This is a genomic window from Gordoniibacillus kamchatkensis (assembly GCF_000829455.1).
GTDB classification, from domain to species: domain Bacteria; phylum Bacillota; class Bacilli; order Paenibacillales; family NBRC-103111; genus Gordoniibacillus; species Gordoniibacillus kamchatkensis.
The window spans coordinates 68,882-86,201 of record NZ_JXAK01000025.1 but is presented as its reverse complement, the minus strand read 5'-3'; the positions used below and the strand labels follow the sequence as shown (position 1 = coordinate 86,201).

The 17,320-nt window shown below is 54.1% G+C and carries 14 protein-coding genes and 3 pseudogenes; 6 read left to right on the top strand and 11 right to left on the bottom strand.

Annotation, left to right across the window (positions count from 1 at the left end):
* Positions 1-78 precede the first annotated feature (78 nt).
* Both SD70_RS15455 and SD70_RS15450 read right to left on the bottom strand, forming a co-directional pair.
* On the bottom strand, positions 79-729 hold the full coding sequence (locus tag SD70_RS15455) for a GDSL-type esterase/lipase family protein (RefSeq protein WP_041048421.1): 651 nt from the start codon (positions 727-729) through the stop codon (positions 79-81).
* 126 nt (positions 730-855) lie between these two features.
* Positions 856-1,158, bottom strand: a complete 303-nt coding sequence (locus SD70_RS15450) for a hypothetical protein (protein ID WP_041048419.1) — start codon at positions 1,156-1,158, stop codon at positions 856-858.
* 127 nt (positions 1,159-1,285) lie between these two features.
* Here SD70_RS15450 and SD70_RS15445 point away from each other — a divergent pair, with 127 nt between their 5' ends.
* On the top strand, positions 1,286-2,458 hold the full coding sequence (locus SD70_RS15445; RefSeq protein WP_041048418.1) for a M20 family metallopeptidase: 1,173 nt from the start codon (positions 1,286-1,288) through the stop codon (positions 2,456-2,458).
* Between the two features lie 63 nt (positions 2,459-2,521).
* On the opposite strand, the gene SD70_RS15440 is transcribed toward SD70_RS15445, so the two are convergent.
* The 9 genes and pseudogenes from SD70_RS15440 to ytxJ all read right to left on the bottom strand — a co-directional run bounded on the left by SD70_RS15440 (position 2,522) and on the right by ytxJ (position 12,566).
* The gene (locus SD70_RS15440; protein WP_041048447.1) at positions 2,522-3,982 is read right to left on the bottom strand and encodes an aldehyde dehydrogenase family protein; all 1,461 of its coding nucleotides are present in this window, start codon (positions 3,980-3,982) and stop codon (positions 2,522-2,524) included.
* A gap of 72 nt (positions 3,983-4,054) precedes the next feature.
* Positions 4,055-4,243, bottom strand: a pseudogene (locus tag SD70_RS15435) (alanine dehydrogenase); the annotation flags it as partial.
* A 4-nt stretch (positions 4,244-4,247) separates the two neighbouring features.
* The gene (locus tag SD70_RS15430) at positions 4,248-5,600 is read right to left on the bottom strand and encodes an aspartate aminotransferase family protein (protein ID WP_041048416.1); all 1,353 of its coding nucleotides are present in this window, start codon (positions 5,598-5,600) and stop codon (positions 4,248-4,250) included.
* Positions 5,601-5,649: 49 nt separating this feature from the next.
* Positions 5,650-7,106 (bottom strand): annotated as a pseudogene (locus SD70_RS15425) (CoA-acylating methylmalonate-semialdehyde dehydrogenase).
* A 191-nt stretch (positions 7,107-7,297) separates the two neighbouring features.
* Positions 7,298-7,705, bottom strand: a complete 408-nt coding sequence (locus tag SD70_RS15420; RefSeq protein ID WP_041048415.1) for a GlcG/HbpS family heme-binding protein — start codon at positions 7,703-7,705, stop codon at positions 7,298-7,300.
* Complete coding sequence (locus SD70_RS15415; RefSeq protein WP_082053387.1) at positions 7,702-9,138, bottom strand: APC family permease; 1,437 nt, start codon at positions 9,136-9,138, stop codon at positions 7,702-7,704. Before SD70_RS15415 ends, SD70_RS15420 begins: the two co-directional genes overlap by 4 nt.
* 128 nt (positions 9,139-9,266) lie before the next feature.
* Positions 9,267-10,931, bottom strand: coding sequence for a PucR family transcriptional regulator (locus SD70_RS15410; protein WP_041048413.1), 1,665 nt, complete (start codon positions 10,929-10,931; stop codon positions 9,267-9,269).
* 65 nt (positions 10,932-10,996) lie between these two features.
* Positions 10,997-11,893 carry a DMT family transporter gene (locus SD70_RS15405; RefSeq protein ID WP_052487489.1) on the bottom strand — a complete coding sequence of 299 codons (897 nt, stop codon included), beginning with the start codon at positions 11,891-11,893 and terminating at the stop codon, positions 10,997-10,999.
* A gap of 331 nt (positions 11,894-12,224) precedes the next feature.
* Complete coding sequence (gene ytxJ, locus SD70_RS15400) at positions 12,225-12,566, bottom strand: bacillithiol system redox-active protein YtxJ (protein ID WP_041048412.1); 342 nt, start codon at positions 12,564-12,566, stop codon at positions 12,225-12,227.
* Positions 12,567-12,910: 344 nt separating this feature from the next.
* On the opposite strand from ytxJ, the gene SD70_RS15395 reads away from it, so the two are divergent.
* The 5 genes and pseudogenes from SD70_RS15395 (at position 12,911) to aepY (ending at position 17,312) form a co-directional block, all read left to right on the top strand.
* Positions 12,911-14,110 (top strand): KamA family radical SAM protein, encoded by a 1,200-nt coding sequence (locus tag SD70_RS15395; protein WP_041048411.1) that lies wholly within the window; start codon positions 12,911-12,913, stop codon positions 14,108-14,110.
* A 25-nt stretch (positions 14,111-14,135) separates the two neighbouring features.
* Positions 14,136-14,543 (top strand): hypothetical protein, encoded by a 408-nt coding sequence (locus tag SD70_RS15390; protein WP_041048410.1) that lies wholly within the window; start codon positions 14,136-14,138, stop codon positions 14,541-14,543.
* 22 nt (positions 14,544-14,565) lie between these two features.
* Positions 14,566-15,237 carry a YheC/YheD family protein gene (locus tag SD70_RS15385; RefSeq protein WP_041048409.1) on the top strand — a complete coding sequence of 224 codons (672 nt, stop codon included), beginning with the start codon at positions 14,566-14,568 and terminating at the stop codon, positions 15,235-15,237.
* Between the two features lie 40 nt (positions 15,238-15,277).
* Positions 15,278-16,177: a phosphoenolpyruvate mutase gene (aepX, locus tag SD70_RS15380; protein ID WP_041048408.1), complete on the top strand. Its 900-nt coding sequence runs from the start codon at positions 15,278-15,280 to the stop codon at positions 16,175-16,177.
* A pseudogene (gene aepY, locus SD70_RS15375) lies at positions 16,174-17,312 on the top strand (phosphonopyruvate decarboxylase). Before aepX ends, aepY begins: the two are co-directional and overlap by 4 nt.
* Positions 17,313-17,320 lie beyond the last annotated feature (8 nt).

Genomic DNA, 17,320 nt, shown 5'->3' with positions numbered 1-17,320 from the left:
CTCGTCTTCTAAATAAAAGGCATGGCGGCGGGGTTCGATCGCACCGGCCGCTTTCGCTAGGCCGGCGTTCCGCAACGTTCATGCGATCGTTTCATACAGCCGGTTCGGCACGGAACGGGTAATTTGCTCTGCGATGGCAGCGTAGCCCCGGGCATTCGGATGAATATGATCCGAGTAAAGCAGCTCGCGTTCCCGTCCGACGAAAGCGTCGTAGACGTCGACGACTTGCACGTCAGCCGCCGCCAGCTTTTGCAAATATTCGTTGAAGCGCCGCACCCACTCGGCGGCTTCAGCCATGACCGGCAGCGGATTGTACAAGCCGATCAATACGAGCAGTGCGCTGCTGCTTCCTTCCGCCCTCGCGCCCCGAATGGCGTCCACGATGCCGCGGTAGTTCGTCTCGTAAGCTTGCAGTGCCGACCGCAAAATGGCGGCATCGCCTTCGTAGACGAACGGCAGCGCCGCCTGAATGAGATCGTTGCCGCCGGCGGTAATCGTGATCAGGTCCGAGCGCTCGACGCGCTCTCGCAGCTCCGGGTCGGTGCGCAGCGAATCCAGCAAGTTTTGCGTCGTGGCGCCGTTCACGCCGGCGTTGACGACCGCCACTTCGCGGCCCGTCGCCGTTTCCAGCGATTTGGCATACAGCGGAACGAACCCTTGCCCCGGCGGGGCGCCGTAGCCGACCGTAAGCGAGTCTCCGAAAGCCAGGTAACGCAAAGCTTCCTTCATACGTTCCAGCCTCCCCAAATGAAAAGGTTGTATAGTATCGTATTCATCTGCAGTTCATTTGGGCATAAGTTGCAAACGTCTTTTTCCGCTTCGCGCCGCGGCTCGCTTCGCCCGTCTGCCGCGAATTCATAACCCGCGCACAAGCGCAGCGCAACGGTCCCGTACAAACGCCCGCACGTACGCTTCTTCCTCCGGCACGAGCTGAAATTCGCAGTCCAGCCCTTCGTCGAGCAGCACGACTTGAACGACGTCTCCTTCCGGCACGCAAATGGCCAGCACGCTAGGCTCGGTGAGCCCTGGCGGCAATATTTCGCCTTCCGCGAGCTGCATGTCCAAATAAACGTCCACCCATTGCCCTCTGCGCTCCACTTCGGCGCAGCGCAGCGTGAACCGCTGCGGCTCGAACCGCTCTTCTCCGTATTTGCGCATGAACGCTCCTCCTCTGTCCAGCTGCTTGGTCCGTATGACTTCCATTCCGCTCCTATGATATGATAAGAAAAACGAGAAGCTAAGTCCAATTGCCGTAAGCTGCGAAACGAAAGGAGCATGCAAGACGATGTCCAAAGCCGCCATATTTGCCACGATAGATCAGAACGCCGAGCGGTTCAAGTCCATCTCCCGCTTTATCGGGGACAACCCCGAGCTCGGTCACGAGGAAGTGCTGGCCAGCCGCCGCCTGACGGAAGAGCTTGAAGCGCACGGCTTCCGCGTCGAACGCGGCACCCTCGGCATCCCTACGGCGTTCATTGCCGAATACGATTCCGGCAAACCCGGCGCGACGATCGCCTATCTTGCCGAATACGATGCGCTGCCGGAAGTCGGGCACGCCTGCGGCCACCATTTGATCTGCATGATGAGTATCGGAGCCGCCGTCGGCCTCAAATCGGTGCTCGATCAAACCGGCGGCAAGCTGCGCGTATACGGCACGCCGGCAGAAGAAACGAAGGGCGCCAAAGTGCCGATGTCCGCCGCGGGATTGTTCGACGACGTCGATGCGGCGATGATGACGCATCCGTTTTATACGTACGAACGCTCCGGCCAATCGCTCGCTATGGACGCCCTGCAGTTCGAATATACGGGCAAAGCGGCGCATGCCGCGGCAAGTCCGCACGAGGGCATCAATGCGCTCGATGCCGTGCTGCTTTTGTTCAATTCCATAAGCGCCTTGCGCCAGCAGCTCGAGAGCCACGTACGCATTCACGGCATCATTACCGAAGGCGGCAAGGCGGCCAACATTATTCCGGAATACGCCGTCGCCCAGTTTTACGTGCGGTCGGCTTCGCGCAAACATACGGACGAAGTCGTGCGCAAAGTGCTGCGCTGCGCCGAAGGCGCCGCCCTGCAAACCGGCTGCACGCTCAAGACGTCGAACTATGAATATTCGTACGACGAGCTGAACACGAACGAAACGCTATCCGCCGCCTTCGAGCGCAACCTCGCCGCGCTGGGCGTTCCGCCCGAGCAAGTCGAGACGGGCAAAGACCACGGCTCCCTCGATCTCGGCAACGTCTCTCTGCGCTGCCCGGCCATCCATCCGTACATCAAAGTCGTGGACCGCAAGCTGCTGCTGCATACGCGGGAATTCCGCGATGCGGCGATGCAGGACATGGCTCTGGACGGCATGATTTTGGCCGCCAAAACGCTCGCCGCGACAGGCTACGACGTGCTGACCGATGGCGGTCTGCTGCAAGCGGTGCGCAGCGAATTCGAGCGATCCCGCAAGGCATAGCGCCCATACTGGTTAAAACAGAAGCAGCCGCCGGCGCGGCTGCTTCTGTTTTACCAATCCATATTATCGAGGCAGCCAACCGGCCGGGGAAACGTGCAATTTCACATTGATTTGCTTCGGCTCCAAAAATTGCTGGAAGCCGTACGTGCCCAAATCTCTGCCGATGCCGCTCATTTTGAAACCGCCCCAGGGCGCCTCGTTATACGTATTATGATAAGTATTAATCCAGAATATGCCTGCTCTGATTTTGCGGCTTACTCTCATCGCTCTGGCCGAATCGCCGGTGAAGACGGCGCCGGCTAGGCCGAACTTCGTATCGTTGGCGAGCCTGATCGCCTCCTCCTCCGCCCTGAACTTCTGAATGACGAGCACAGGCCCGAAAATCTCCTCCTGAACGATCCGCATGTCAGGCGTCGTGTCGGTAAAGATGGTCGGCTCAAAGAAATAGCCTCGTCCCTCGATCCGTTTGCCGCCGCACAGCAATGTCGCCCCTTCGTTCAGCCCGATCTCGACGTAGCTTTCCACGGTTTTGCGCTGTTCCTCGGAAACGAGAGGTCCCATGAGCGTATGTTCCTCGATGCCGGGACCTATCTTGATCTTCTTAACCTGCTTCAGCAGTTCCTCCACAAAGCGGCCGTACATGGTTTCCTGCAAAATGAGGCGGGAACCGGCGGAGCATACTTGCCCCTGGTTGGCGAAAATGGCGAACAGCGCGTATTCGACCGCAACGTCGAAATCGGCATCGTCAAAAACGACGAGCGGGGATTTGCCGCCCAGCTCCAGGCTCAATCTTTTCATGGTCGGCGCCGCTTTTTGGGCGATGACAACCCCAGTCTCGGTGCCGCCGGTAAAAGAAATTTTATCGATGAGCGGATTTTCGGACAGCTCGTTTCCGATCGCTGAGCCCGGCCCGATGACAAGATTGAGCACGCCTTTCGGAAATTCCAGCTCGTCGATCAGCTCGAACAATCGGATCGTCGTCAGCGGTGTAACGGAGGCGGGTTTGACAATGACCGTGCACCCTGCCGCAATGGCGGCGGCAATTTTTTGCGTGGCCATGACGAGCGGATAGTTCCACGGCGTAATAATGGCCGCCACCCCGACCGCTTCCGTAACGACGATGGATTGCACGTCGTCCGGCACGTCGAACACTTGCCCGTGCGGCTTGGTCGCCAATCCGGCGTAATACCGGAACTGGTTCACGGCGTCGGCGACATCGTACCTCGCTTCGCTGATTGGTTTCCCGTTGTTCAACGTTTCCAGTCTGGCGAAGTCCTCCGCGCTCTCTTCCAGTTTGTCTGCAAGGCGAAGCAGCAGCTCGGCCCGAACTCTCGCCTTGCTCTCCCTCCATCCATCGTCGTAAAACGCTCTGCTCGCCGCTTGAGCGGCCAGCTTGACGTCATCCGCGTTGCCTTCCGTCACGGCGGCCAGTACTTCTTCCGTCGCCGGATTTATAATATTGCGGGTTTTCCCGCTGCTGCCAAGCACCCACTGGCCGTCGATATACATTTTTTTAATCTCCATATGCGCCTCGCTCCCCCGCTTCGTGTCGTTAAACGCCAAGCATTTGCCTTTCCAAAACGCATCAATGTTTACTTATTCGCAGCCGTGCGCTTCGGCCGCGCCTATGTAAGTCACTTTGCCGTCAATGACATTGATGCCTTTGGCCAAAGCGCTGTTGTCCATCGCCGCTTTGCAGTATCTTTTCCCGGCCAGCTGCAGCCCGTAAGACGTCGTGACATTTGCCAGAACGAGCGTGGACGTGCGCGCGACCGCGCCGGGCATCCTCTTACTGGTTTTTCATCACTTGCTTGAATGTATTGATGATAAAATCCAGGTCTTCGTCGGTGGAAGACAGCGGCGGAGAAAACGTCAGCACGTTGTTAAACCCGGCTACCGTGTCGCCGTTTTTGCCGATGATGAGGCCTTTCGCTTTGCAATCGGCTATAATCTTGTTCACCGCGGCGAGAGGGAGCGGCTCTTTCGTTTGCTTATCCGCCACAACTTCGACGCCAAGCAAAAATCCGAAGCTGCGAATATCTCCGACGAGCGGATGGTCGAGCAGTTCCTCCAGCGCGGCGGCGAGCCTGAAACCGAGCTCACGCGATCTCTCGACCAAATTTTCCGTCTCCATAATTTCGAGGTTTTTAAGCGCCAGCATGCAGGAGGCCGGCGTGCCGCCGAACGTGTTCACATGCCGCAAATGGCTGTACTCGGCAGATTGCTTGAACGTTTCGTAAATGTCCCTGCGAACGGCCGTTGCGGAGAGAGGCAAGTATCCGCTCGTCAGCCCCTTCGCCATCGTCACGATGTCGGGCTTGACGTTGTAATTGAAATGTCCGAATTTTTGGCCGGAGCGGCCGAAACCGCATATGACTTCATCGATAATGAGCAGCACGTTGCGTTTGCGGCAAATGCGCTGCACTTCATCCATGTAAATTTGGTGCGGAACGATGATTCCCCCGCCTGTAATGGCAGGCTCCATAATGACGCCGGCGATCGTTTCTTCGCCTTCCCATACGATCATCTCTTCAATTTCGCGCGCGCAGAACAAATGGTAATCCTCTACGGTCATCCCGGCCGGACGGCGGTAGCTTTCCGGCGGGCGAACGTGGAGAAAGCCTCCGCCGAGCGGCTCGTATTTATATTTCCGCTGCGCCTGCCCTGTTGCCGCCAGCGCTCCCATCGAGCTGCCGTGGTAAGCCCTGTAGCGCGAAATGAATTTGTACCGGCTCGGCTCGCCGTTTTGCTGATGATACTGTCTGGCTATTTTAAAGGCGGTTTCATTGGCGTCCGATCCGCTGTTGGAAAAGAAAACGACATACTCGTCTTCCAGCCATTCGTTCAGCTTCTCGGCAAGGCGGATGGCCGGAAGGTGGCTTTGCGACAACGGATAATAGGCCATAGCCAGCAATTGGTCGTAAGCCGCCTTAGCCAGCTCTTCCCTGCCGTATCCTACATTGACGCACCACAGGCCGGACATCGCGTCCAAGTATCGATTGCCTTGCAAATCAGTGATCCAGGAGCCACTCCCCCCCGTTACGACCATCGGCGGCGCTTTTTCGTTATAAGGGGACATCGCGTGCCATAAAAATTGCCTGTCTTTCGCGATAACATCCAGCGATTCTTGATTTACGGCCATTTTGTCATCTCCGTCCAGTATATTTTTTCGTTCCGGAAGTCCGGAAGCTTTAATACTTTGCCGTCAGCATTTTTTTGCGGGTGTAAACTCCACGCCGTCTTTTCCGTTTGCGTGCAAATCGCCGTAAAACGATTTTTTATAGCCCGAGAACGGGAAGAACGCCATCGGCGCAGGCACACCGATATTGACTCCCAACATGCCGGCATCGATTTCATCGCGGAATTGGCGAACCGCTTTCGCGCTATCCGTATAAATGCACGCCCCGTTGGCGAACTCCGAGCGGTTGGAAATTTCGATCGCCTCGCTCAAATCCGCAGCGCGCATAACCGACAGCACGGGCGCGAACAGCTCGTCTTTCCATATTTTCATGCCGGTCGTTACGCCGTCGAAGATGGTAGGTCCGATAAAAAAGCCGTCCGCCGGAACGGCGTCCTTGCGTCCGTCGCGGACTAGCCGCGCCCCTTCCGCTTGCCCGGCTTCAATGTAGCCGAGGGTGCGTTCTTTGTTTTCTTGGCGGATCACCGGCCCGAGAAATACGTCCGGCTGCAGGCCGCTGCCGATCTTGAGGTCGCCCGCCGCTTTCACGAGTTTTTCCATCAGCCGATCGGCGATATCGCCTACTGCGACGACGACGGAGCAAGCCATGCACCGTTCGCCGGCCGAGCCGAAAGCGGCGTTGATAATATTGGTCACCGCGTTGTCCAGATCCGCATCGGGCATCACGATCGAATGGTTTTTCGCGCCTGCAAGCGCTTGAACTCTTTTCCCGCCTGCGGCTGCCGTTTTGTATACATACTCGGCAACCGGCTGCGATCCGACGAACGATATGGCTTGAACGTCCGGATGATGCAGCAAGCCGTTCACCACGTCGTGGGCGCCGTGCACGACGTTCAGTACGCCCGGCGGCAATCCGGCCTCCCGGAACAGCTCGGCCAATCGGTTTGCCAATAGCGGGGTGCGCTCGGATGGCTTAAGCACAAACGTATTGCCGCAAGCGATCGCCAGAGGGAACATCCAGCAAGGCACCATCATCGGGAAGTTAAAGGGCGTAATGCCGCCGATGACGCCGAGCGGGTACCGGTACATCCCGGACTCGAGGCCTGTTGCAATATCCGGGAGCTGGCTGCCCATCAGGAGTGTCGGCGCCCCTGCCGCAAACTCCACGCACTCGATGCCGCGCTGCACTTCGCCATATGCTTCTTGGTAGCTTTTTCCGTTCTCCAACGTAATAAGGCGAGCCAGCTCTTCCCAATGCCGAACCAGCAGCTGCTGATAGCTGAACAGGATGCGGGCTCTGCGCGGAACGGCCGTCTTTCTCCAGCCGTCAAAAGCTTTACGTGCCGCTTGAACAGCGCGCTCGACATCTTCTTGCGTGGATAACGGCACTTGCGCAATCGTTTCGCCGGTAGCCGGGTTCAGCACAGGTTCGTAACGGTTGCCCGCTGACTCGACCCATTCTCCGCCGATGTAATTTTGAAGCTTCGCCGCTGTCGTCGCAGCCTGCATGTTGCCAGCCTCCTTATGCTGAGAGGAATGTTCACGATCTAACCAAAGTATAGAAACGAAATTGCCGGATTGCATTAGACAAGATGTGAGGAAATATGCGCTATCTTTTTACACGCGTCCGTTCGGGTCTAACCGCCTCCGGAAGAAGAAAGAACTGCAGCCGGAAGCTACCGCAGTTCTTTCTATTTGTTTCAATTAGGCAAGCTGTCCAGTGCGGCTAGGGCGCAAGCGATATCCTGTTCCACCGTCCCGCCGCTTACGCCGATCGCTCCGATCAGAACGCCGTCCGTGCCCCGAATCGGGATTCCGCCGCCGAATATGACCATGCGGCCGCCGAGATTGTGCTGCAAGCCGTACAATTCTGCCCCCGGCTGGCACAGTTTGCCGAGCTCCGCGGTGCTGATCCGGTTAACGGCAGCGGTATACGCTTTGTCCTGGGCCAAAGTGATGCTGACGATTTCCGCCCCCACATGTCGCGAGAACCCGAGAAGATGTCCGGCGGCATCCGTAATGGCGACCGAGATCGGAATGCCGATCTCCGCCCCTTTGTCCAGAGCGAGCTGCAGCGAGCGTTTTACATCTTCCTCTGTCAGCGTCATGCGTTTACCTCCGAACCGGCATCCCCCAATATTTCCCCGACGCGCTTGAATCGTTCCGGATCCCGTTCAAGCCGTTTGGCTACAATAATCCCGATGATGGCGTACACGATGACGATAAACGGCAAAATGTTGTAAGGAAACTCGGGCACCGGGTAGAACGAAGCCGACAGCGGAATGAGCAGCAGCAGCGACGATATAATGGGAAGAATCAAATTTTTGAATGGATGCTTGCGTACGTTGCTTTGGCTTTTTTGATAGAGAACGTAGCCGACGGAAGCCATCATATACACCGGGATAATACCCAGCGTAAGAATGGCGCCCAAATAGCCGTAAGTATTGGAAGGCCCGACCGCGAAGCCCATCAGGAGCAGGAGCACGAGCGCGACTGCGGACTGGAACATGATCGCGTTCGTGGGCGTGTGGAATCTGGCGTTCAGCTTGCCGAGCGCGGACGGCAGCACTTTTTCCCGGCCCATGACATAAATGACCCGAGCAATCGCGTTGTTCACGCCGATCGTTACCGCCAAAATGCTGCTTAACCCGGCCAAAGCTATAAGCGTGACCAAAGTCGTATTCCCGAACTGCGTCGCCATCGTTACGAACGGAGAAGCGTCGCTGGCCAATTTATCCATGTTTTTCAAACCGAACCCGTTGACCACCGTAAAAGTGGCGAAAATATAGATGCATCCTACCAGCAAAGTGGAACCGATCAGCGCATAATACACGTTTCTCTTCGGATTTTTCACTTCCTCCGCCAAAGTCGTCGCCGACTCGAATCCTACGAACGACAGCATTCCGTAGATCATGCCCAGGGCGATTCCCGAAAATCCGGACGGGCTCATGGCCGGGCTGAACACTTCGAAATGGATGCCGTCGTGGCCGCCTTTGGCCAAAACGATGCAGCACAACACGAGCAAAACGCCGACTTCCCCGGCAAACAGGATCATCGTCATTTTCATCGATTGCTTGGCGCCGATACACGACAGCATGAGGACGAACGCCCAAGCGAGCAAAGAAATCACGTACCACGGAATATCGATGCCCAGGCCGCTTTTTAAAAGCGAGCTGGCCGTTGTCCCGAACAACGCTTCTTCGGCGGGCTCCAGCAGAGAATAACCGATGAACATAAGCCATCCGGACAAAAACCCGCTGCGGGGGCCGATCCCTTTGCTGGCAAATACGTAAAACGCTCCGGCGCTAGGCGCGACTTTGCTGAATTCGCCGATAGTCTTGGCCAAAATGATGGCGATGACGAGCGAAATCGCGAAGCTGATGGGCATAGCGGCACCGGCGAAGCCTGCGGCGTAGCCTGTATTGAAATACATCGAGACCGCCGGTCCCATGAATGCCGCAGACATCACGACGGCATCCCACACCGATAAATTGCGTTTCAGCACATTTGGGGTTGAAACTGAGGAATTTGGTGTTGACATGCGCTCACTCACCTTCTGTTTGGATGGTAATGAGCTAATTATCACGTAGATCGGAAAGCGTTTTCAATAGACAAAAAGTTAAAAGATTTGGCCGATTTCTATGACAACTGTATCGACGGACGCCGAGCTCACCTGCCGCTCCATTTCGCCGGATGCAGCATTTGGTAAGCCCGCAAAGCGACTTGCAGCGCTAGGCGGTGTTCGGGAAGCAGGCAGTCTTCGCCGAGCAGCTCTTTGATTTTTTCCAATCGGTAGTACAGCGATTGCCTTACGATAAAAAGCTTCTGTGCGGCAATTAGTTTGGATTGGTCGTTGTCCAGGTACACTTTCAACGTCCAGACCAGATCGCTCCCCTTCGACTCGTCGTGCTCGATCAGCTTGCCGATGTAGTTTGTCACGAACGCATGCAATTTGGATTGGTCGTTAATGTTGAACAGCAGCTGCATGACGCCGAGGTCGTCAAAAAAGAGCGGATTATGCTTCACGGACGGAAACAGCGATATGGCTTGGACGGCTTCGTGATAACTTTGATGGGCGTTGATCAGATTCACGCAGCGGCGCCCTATGCCAATCAGCAATTGGGACGGGCCGATCTTCTGCTCGTTGTTGATCCTTTGCAACGTGTGGAATATTTTCTCAAGCCTTATTTTCCCAGGCTGGAGCGGCTGCAAGTCGATAGCGATCACGATCAGCCTGTTGTTTTTTAGCGTCGTAAGCGGCATAAAATCATACTGTTCGAACAAAGAGCGCAGCATCATGGACAAGTGGAGCCCGATCGATTCCGGACCGTCGTCTTCGGCGGCGGAATTCGTTTTCTGCTCCGGAGTGTCGAATTCGACGAGGCAGACATGGAAGCCGGATTCATTCAGCTTCTTGTACTTGCTTCCGGTCATCGATTTGATTTGCTCTTCGTCCGCAAGCCGTTTGTGCAGCAAATCGTCGACCCATAAATTTTCGGCGTACAGTTTGCGCTCCTGAATATAGCGTTTACGAAGCAAATCTTGGGCAATGGAAAGCGAAGCTGAGTCGAGGATAAGAAATTCGTATTCTTGCGGCTTATGCGTTAAGTGCATGGCGATATATGCCCACGTTTTGCCCATTGCGCCGACGGGCTGCATGATCAAGGTGCCGCCGGCGTCGTCCCATACGTGCGGGGCCGCATGATTGACCGCTTCCGGCAGCTCGGCTTGCTTGGACAAGATATGTTCCTGAAGCTTCGTTTGCTCGGCCGGGGGCAGCTGCGGAATAAAGATCGGCTGGCCCTGCACGGGCATATAGACGATTTGCGCTTTCGTGCTCGATTGGAGAAGCTTCAGTACGTTCGTAACTCCTTGCGACGACAAGGTCAGACGATGGAACTCTCTGGAGATAGCTTCAAGATCTTGCAAAATTTTGTGATGTTTATTAATAATAAGCACGTGCAGGTCTTGCGTAATGTCGACAAAGCGAACCGTTTGCGGGAAGACGATAAGAGGAAAGTTATAACAGTCCGCCATATGTACCATTTCGTGCGGGATATGATCGATGAACTGTCCCAGTTCAATGCATAAACAAGAAACGTTCCGCTTTACCAACTGCTCCAAATAAGACACAAACGAACCGGGGTCGGACTTGAAAGCCACTCCGGTCGTCAATATGAGCTCTTGGCCGTGAATCAATTGCTCGATATTCATGATTTCCAGGATGTGAACCCAGCGAATGGGCCGATCCAATCCGTTGTGGCCCGCTACCACTTCGGCTCCGCTAAAAAGCGGCCGCTTTAACACTTCCCGTACAGTTAAGGTGTACTCCACATGAACGTCCTCCCCCTGCCCGCCGCCGGGTTGCCCATCCGTTCCGAGAATTAATCGGCATATATCTACTTGCTTTCAATCGTACGCATAAATTGCCAAACCCCAAGCAAGAGTACGCCCCCCGCCACGGCCTGAAGCGACGTTACCGTCTCCCCGAGCAGCACGTAAGCGAGCAAAGTAGCACCGAGCGGTTCGCCCAGTACGGTCATCGAAACGGAGGTAGCCCGCATGTACTTGAGTAGCGCGTTGAATACATAATGTCCGAGCAGCGTCGGCACGAGCGCCAGCAGCAGGAAGATCCCCCACTCTTTGGCGTCGTATGCGAACAGCGGCACGCCGAGCACGGCGGCGTAGCCGGCGAGCAAAACGGCAGCGGCGAGAAATACGGCGTAGCTGTACACGAACGTGGAGACGTGGCCGCGCAAGCTTTTGCCGAGAACGATATTGGCCGCCATCGCCAGCGTTCCGAGCACCGACAAGATATCCCCTTTCAGCGCAGGCCCCGAGAAGCGAAAATCGCCCCAGCCGATAAGCGCCGCTCCGGCGATGGCGATGATCATGCCGACGACGGCGCCGGCTGCGGTGCGCTGGCGGAACGCGAGCAGCGAGCCGAGCATCACGAATACCGGCTCCAGCGTGAGCAGCGCCGTTGAACTGGCCACCGTCGTATATCGCAACGACTCCATCCACAGCAAAAAGTGCAGCCCAAGCATCAACCCGGACAAAGCAAGACGGCCCGCCGTCCGGGCGGTCAGCTCCCGCCACTCGGCGCGGTGCTTCCACAGCCACGGAGTCATGAGCAGGCAAGTGAGCAGCAGACGGTTCATGGCGAGCGCCGAAGCCGGAGCTTGCGACCATTTCACGAAAATGGCGGAAAACGAAATGGCGATAATGCCGACGATAACGAGTGCCGCGACCGGCACGGCAGGTTTTGGTTTGGACAGCGATGGCGTAGAATACATGATCTTCTCTCCTATGAGGTGTAGCACTGTTTACCCGGGTTTTCCCGGCGTTAAGCTGGCTGTGTGACGCCCTGCACGCTGCTCGCCGTTCACCCTCCGGCTTAACGCCTTGGCGTTAAGCTGCCTCAGGCCAAGTACAGGCACTGTATATACGTTCTGATGGAGAAACAAGCAGACTTGTACCAGTATAACGGATTCCGGCCGGCTCGGCTATATCGGACATCAACATTTTTGCTGTAACGATTTTTCCCACTGCATCTGCGCGACGCAAAAAGCCTGCCGGCGCCCTATCCGTGTGCCAGCAGGCTTTTGCTTTTGCGGTTCGCGAGCTTCAATCGAGTACTGCCGCCATATGCTTGGCCGTAACCGACCAATGCGACGTGTTCCAGATCGCTTCCTTGTTCTTGAAATACAAAATTTGCGGCGACTGGTGCTTGACCTTCAAATCTTCGGCGATCTGATTCGATACCGGCCTCGACTCGATTACTTTCACAAGGTAATAATCGACATTCTCGTTCGGCTGCTTCGCCAAATATTCATCGAATTCTTCTAGTGCGCTGGCGCTGACTGGGCACGTGGTACTATGTTTGAGCACAACGGCCGGCTGCTCGCCGGACTGCTCCAGAATTGCGTTCCACTCGTCTAGCGTCGTAATTTCCCGCCATTTAGCCATAAGTTCGGATGCCTCCTTCGCGCAGTGTTTCTCTTTTCATTATAAAGGAATCCCGAGGCAAAATCCACGCAACCGCAGCATAGACGCAGCCAGCTTTCCCGCGTCCTGTCGGGTAGCTTCGGTCGTAGATGGCCGCGAACCGCTTCAAGCGCGCCAATGCAGGTTCGTATCATTGAGCCATACATGTCCCGCAGGCTATCGCTCATATTCGCTAATTTTATTGGACTACTCCGCACTTGCCAACACTTGTTCAACGTCTACTACATTCAATAAGTTATAACTGGCGAAGGGATGATGATGGATTTGAAACGACGGAAAGAATCGATGAGTGGAGGGGAAAACAAGTGCAAGTAAAATACATCACCGATATTGGAAGCCTGCCCCATCTAACTGAAGAAGAGAAAACAGCTCTCCAACAAGTAGTCGATAAATTCGTTTTCCGGCTCAACGACTATTATTTGCAGCTGATTGATTGGTCCGATCCACTTGATCCCATCAGGCGTCTAGTGATACCAAGCGCAACCGAGCTGCTGGAGTACGGCCGTTGGGATGCATCCGATGAGGTTACGAATTACGTGGTAAAGGGATGCCAGCATAAATACAGTACGACGGCATTGCTTCTCGTTTCCGAGGTTTGCGGCTCGTATTGCCGGTTCTGTTTTCGAAAAAGACTGTTTCGGGACGATGTGAACGAGGCGATGCCCGATGTGCAGGACGGACTGGATTACATTGCGAGAACGCCTGAAATCAATAACGTTCTGCTGACGGGCGGCGATCCGCTCATTCTGGCAACGAAAAAGCTGTCCAATATCATTCAAAGCCTGCGGACGATGGATCATGTCAAAATTATCCGCATCGGATCGAAGATGCCTGTTTTCAACCCTATGCGAATTTATGAAGATCAGGAGCTGCTCAATCTATTCCGCACCTATTCCACCGAGGAAAAACGAATCTACATTATGGCTCATGTCAATCATCCAAGAGAAATTACTCCCGAGGCAATGAAGTGCTTTAAGGCGCTGTACGATGCCGGAGCGATCGTCGTAAATCAAACCCCGATCCTGCGGGGAATTAACGATGATCCCGCCGTACTGGGGGAATTGCTCGATAAATTGTCATGGGCCGGGGTTACGCCGTATTACTTTTTTGTAAACAGGCCTGTGGCCGGGAATCGTGGATTTGTCCTCTCGCTGGAAGAAGTGTACCGCATCGTGGAGGAAGCAAAAGCCAAAACCTCGGGCCTCGGTAAGCGCGTGAAGCTCTGCATGAGCCATACATCGGGAAAAATCGAAATTTTGGCCATCGAAAACGGAAAAGCTTACTTGAAGTATCACCAGTCTCGCGACGGGGGATACGGCAAATTTATGGTTCTTGATTGCCCGAAAGATGCCGCCTGGTTCGATGATTTGCCGGGTAACGAAAAGCACTGGAATAAGCCCGCCAAAAAAACGCAAGAAGTCATCTCCGTCAATGAACTGCCGGATTTGCCGTTAAAAACGGGAAAGCGCCGCAAATCCGTAGCTACCTCGCTGAACGAAATGTGAATAATATTTTGATGGGGGCAATATTATGGCAAACTCCTCCGGTTCCGCTAAACCGATTATCGGTGTCCTGACTGCGAGCAGCAGGAAAAAAACGAAAGGCATGATCAAGCTGGCCAAGTTAAACAAAAAAGCGAAAACAACGCTCTACTTCTTTTCCAGGCATGACGTAAATTTCGATCGCAAGAGAGTAAAAGGAAGGTACTACGACTTGGATAAAAAAAGCTGGAAAAATAAATATTTTTCCTTTCCCGATGTGCTCTATGTCCGTGGCGCGTCAGGTACTACTGCAGGCAAGTTACTAAAGCGCTTCGATAAGCTGGGCATTCCCAGAGTTAACCCCATCACTCAATTCAATAAAGGAGAGCTTTACAGCGTATTAAAAAAAGATGGAAACCTCTCCCCTCATTTGCCGTTTACGAAAAAACGTCGATGATGTCAGCAGTATAAAAAAATACGTGAAGAAACTCGGCACTGTTTACGTCAAAGCATGTTACGGAAGGCGCGGACAGCAGGTCATGCGGGTAAAAAAGTCCAGCAGCGGCAGTTATAGGTACAGCTACTCGATTCTCGGGGATATGGTCAGCAAAGAGGTCAAAAATTTTTCCCGGTTGAAAAAAGTCATGAATAAATTTTTCGCCGATAAGAAAGTCATCGTGCAGCGTGCTATCGACTTAATTCGGGTAAAAGGCAGCAGGCGGGTAGATCTCCGTGCCGAGCTGCAGCGAAACGGCAACGATGAAATCGAGATTGTGGCCATTCCCATTCGCGTTGGCCAAAGCGAATCCCCCATAACTACTCATGGGGACGCTTTTCAATTCGACGATTATGTGAAGAAATTGCTCCCCGACTACTCTGACATACAGATCAAAAATTTAAAGCAGGAAATCAACGAATTTTTGATTAACGTTTATAAAAAGGTTGAAAGTGAATACGGGAAATTCGGAGAAATCGGCATCGATTTTGCCTTGGACGATAAGGGGAAAATTTGGTTCATCGAGTGCAATGCCCAATCAGCCAAAGTCTCTATCAGGAAAGCCTACGGATCGGATGTCGTCAAAAAAATTTATTTGAACCCATTGCAATATGCAAAGATATTAGCGCAGCACCGGTCTTCCCGCCAACACTAGAAGCCGGCAGAGGAGTCGCCTGAAGGAGAGATATACGATAATGAAGAAAACGACCCAATTAAAACAACTGATTACCTCGCAAAATCTCGAATTTTTAATGGAAGCCCATCACGGGCTTTCGGCGAAAATTGTAGAGGAGGCAGGTTTTAAAGGGATTTGGGCCAGTGGACTATCCATATCCGCCGGCATGGGGATCAGAGATAATAATGAAGCTTCTTGGACTCAGGTGCTTGACGTCCTTGAATTTATGAGCGATGCCACTTCCATTCCGATTTTATTGGACGGGGATACGGGTTACGGCAACTTCAACAATGCAAGACGTTTGGTGGCAAAGCTGGAGCAGCGGAATATCGCAGGGGTGTGCATCGAGGATAAGCTTTTCCCCAAAACCAACTCCTTTATCGACGGGGAAACGCAGGCGCTTGCCGATATCGACGAGTTTTGCGGGAAAATCCGGGCGATGAAAGATACGCAGAGTGATGAAGATTTCGTGGTCGTGGCCAGAATCGAAGCTTTAATCGCCGGTTTGGGCTTGAAGGAAGCTTTGCTGCGCGGAGAGGCTTATCGGAAGGCAGGCGCGGATGCCGTCCTTATTCACAGCCATCGGTCCGACGCTTCGGAAATCGAGGCGTTTATGAAAGAATGGGCCGGAAGACTTCCTGTCGTCATCGTGCCCACCCAATATTACAAAACGCCGACGAAGCGATTTGCCGAACTGGGCATCAGCGTAGCGATCTGGGCAAACCATAACCTGAGAGCCTCGATCGAGGCGATGCAAAAGCTTTCCAAGCTTATTTACCGCGAGGAAAATCTGGTCAATGCAGAGTCCGGCATCGCCTCTTTGAATGAAGTCTTCCGGCTGCAGGGGGTCGATGAGCTGAAGGAGGCCGAAAAAAAATATTTGCCCGCAAAGAACAATGCCGGCAGCGATCTCTCATGATCAATACGAAACGATTCGGATCCGAATTGAAAAAGCTGGGGTTCGATTTCTACTCCGGAGTGCCGTGCTCCTTTTTGAAGGACCTGATCAATTATGCGATCAACGAATGCGTCTATACCGCAGCGGCGAACGAGGGGGATGCGATAGCCATTGCATCCGGAGCTTATGTAGCAGGAAAAAAATCGGTTGTGCTCATGCAAAATTCGGGGCTGTCGAATGCCGTATCTCCGCTCACTTCCCTAACCTATACGTTTCGGATTCCGCTCCTCGGGTTCGTCAGCTTGCGGGGAGAGCCCGGCTTGCCCGACGAGCCCCAGCATGAGCTTATGGGACGGATAACAACCGAGCTGTTGGAATTGATGCAAATCAAGTGGAAGTATTTGTCCTTGGACATGGAAGAAGCCAAGAGCCAGCTGCTTGAGGCCAATGAATGGATCGAAAACAACCGTTCCTTTTTCTTCGTCGTCAAAAAAGGGACTTTCGAGAAAGAAACTTTGCAAAATCAAGCAAATTCGTCGCATCAAAACATGCTCAAAATCGGGAAACACGCGGAGGATGAGCTGCCTGTCCGCCTCGAGGCGTTGAAGGTCATTAACGGCTTGAAGGGGGGGAATACCGTCCAACTGGCCACGACAGGCAAAACCGGCCGGGAGCTCTACGAAATCGAAGATGCCCGCAACAATTTGTATATGGTCGGATCGATGGGCTGCGTGGGCTCTTTCGGACTGGGCATGGCGCTGGGAAAACCGAATGCGGAAACGATCGTGATCGACGGCGACGGCTCCCTTCTGATGCGATTGGGAAGCTTGGCGACGAACGGTTACTACCACCCTCCAACATGCTGCACATCCTGCTGGATAATAACGCGCACGATTCGACGGGCGGGCAGAGCACGGTATCGCACAATGTCGATTTCGTAGAGGTTGCGGCATCGTGCGGCTACGAGAGGTCCATTTATATTCATAATCTGAGCGAGCTCGCTTCAGCCGTTAAGGAATGGAAAAGCGCGCAACGTTTGACCTTCCTTCATATGAAAATATCCCGAAGTCCGGACGGGCCGCTCGGCCGTCCCGGCATTAAACCGTATGAAGTCAAGGAACGGCTGCAGAAGTTTTTGGCGGCAATCCATTTTTGAAGGAGGGA

What these genes read in the sequence shown, in the direction of transcription:
- SD70_RS15430 (WP_041048416.1), bottom strand. Translation starts at nt 5,600, where the DNA reads ATGGCCGTAAATCAAGAATCGCTGGATGTTATCGCGAAAGACAGGCAA.
- SD70_RS15415 (WP_082053387.1), bottom strand. Translation starts at nt 9,138, where the DNA reads ATGTCAACACCAAATTCCTCAGTTTCAACCCCAAATGTGCTGAAACGC.
- SD70_RS15405 (WP_052487489.1), bottom strand. Translation starts at nt 11,893, where the DNA reads ATGTATTCTACGCCATCGCTGTCCAAACCAAAACCTGCCGTGCCGGTC.
- SD70_RS15420 (WP_041048415.1), bottom strand. Translation starts at nt 7,705, where the DNA reads ATGACGCTGACAGAGGAAGATGTAAAACGCTCGCTGCAGCTCGCTCTG.
- SD70_RS15390 (WP_041048410.1), top strand. Translation starts at nt 14,136, where the DNA reads ATGGCAAACTCCTCCGGTTCCGCTAAACCGATTATCGGTGTCCTGACT.
- SD70_RS15445 (WP_041048418.1), top strand. Translation starts at nt 1,286, where the DNA reads ATGTCCAAAGCCGCCATATTTGCCACGATAGATCAGAACGCCGAGCGG.
- aepX (WP_041048408.1), top strand. Translation starts at nt 15,278, where the DNA reads ATGAAGAAAACGACCCAATTAAAACAACTGATTACCTCGCAAAATCTC.
- ytxJ (WP_041048412.1), bottom strand. Translation starts at nt 12,566, where the DNA reads ATGGCTAAATGGCGGGAAATTACGACGCTAGACGAGTGGAACGCAATT.
- SD70_RS15440 (WP_041048447.1), bottom strand. Translation starts at nt 3,982, where the DNA reads ATGGAGATTAAAAAAATGTATATCGACGGCCAGTGGGTGCTTGGCAGC.
- SD70_RS15450 (WP_041048419.1), bottom strand. Translation starts at nt 1,158, where the DNA reads ATGCGCAAATACGGAGAAGAGCGGTTCGAGCCGCAGCGGTTCACGCTG.
- SD70_RS15455 (WP_041048421.1), bottom strand. Translation starts at nt 729, where the DNA reads ATGAAGGAAGCTTTGCGTTACCTGGCTTTCGGAGACTCGCTTACGGTC.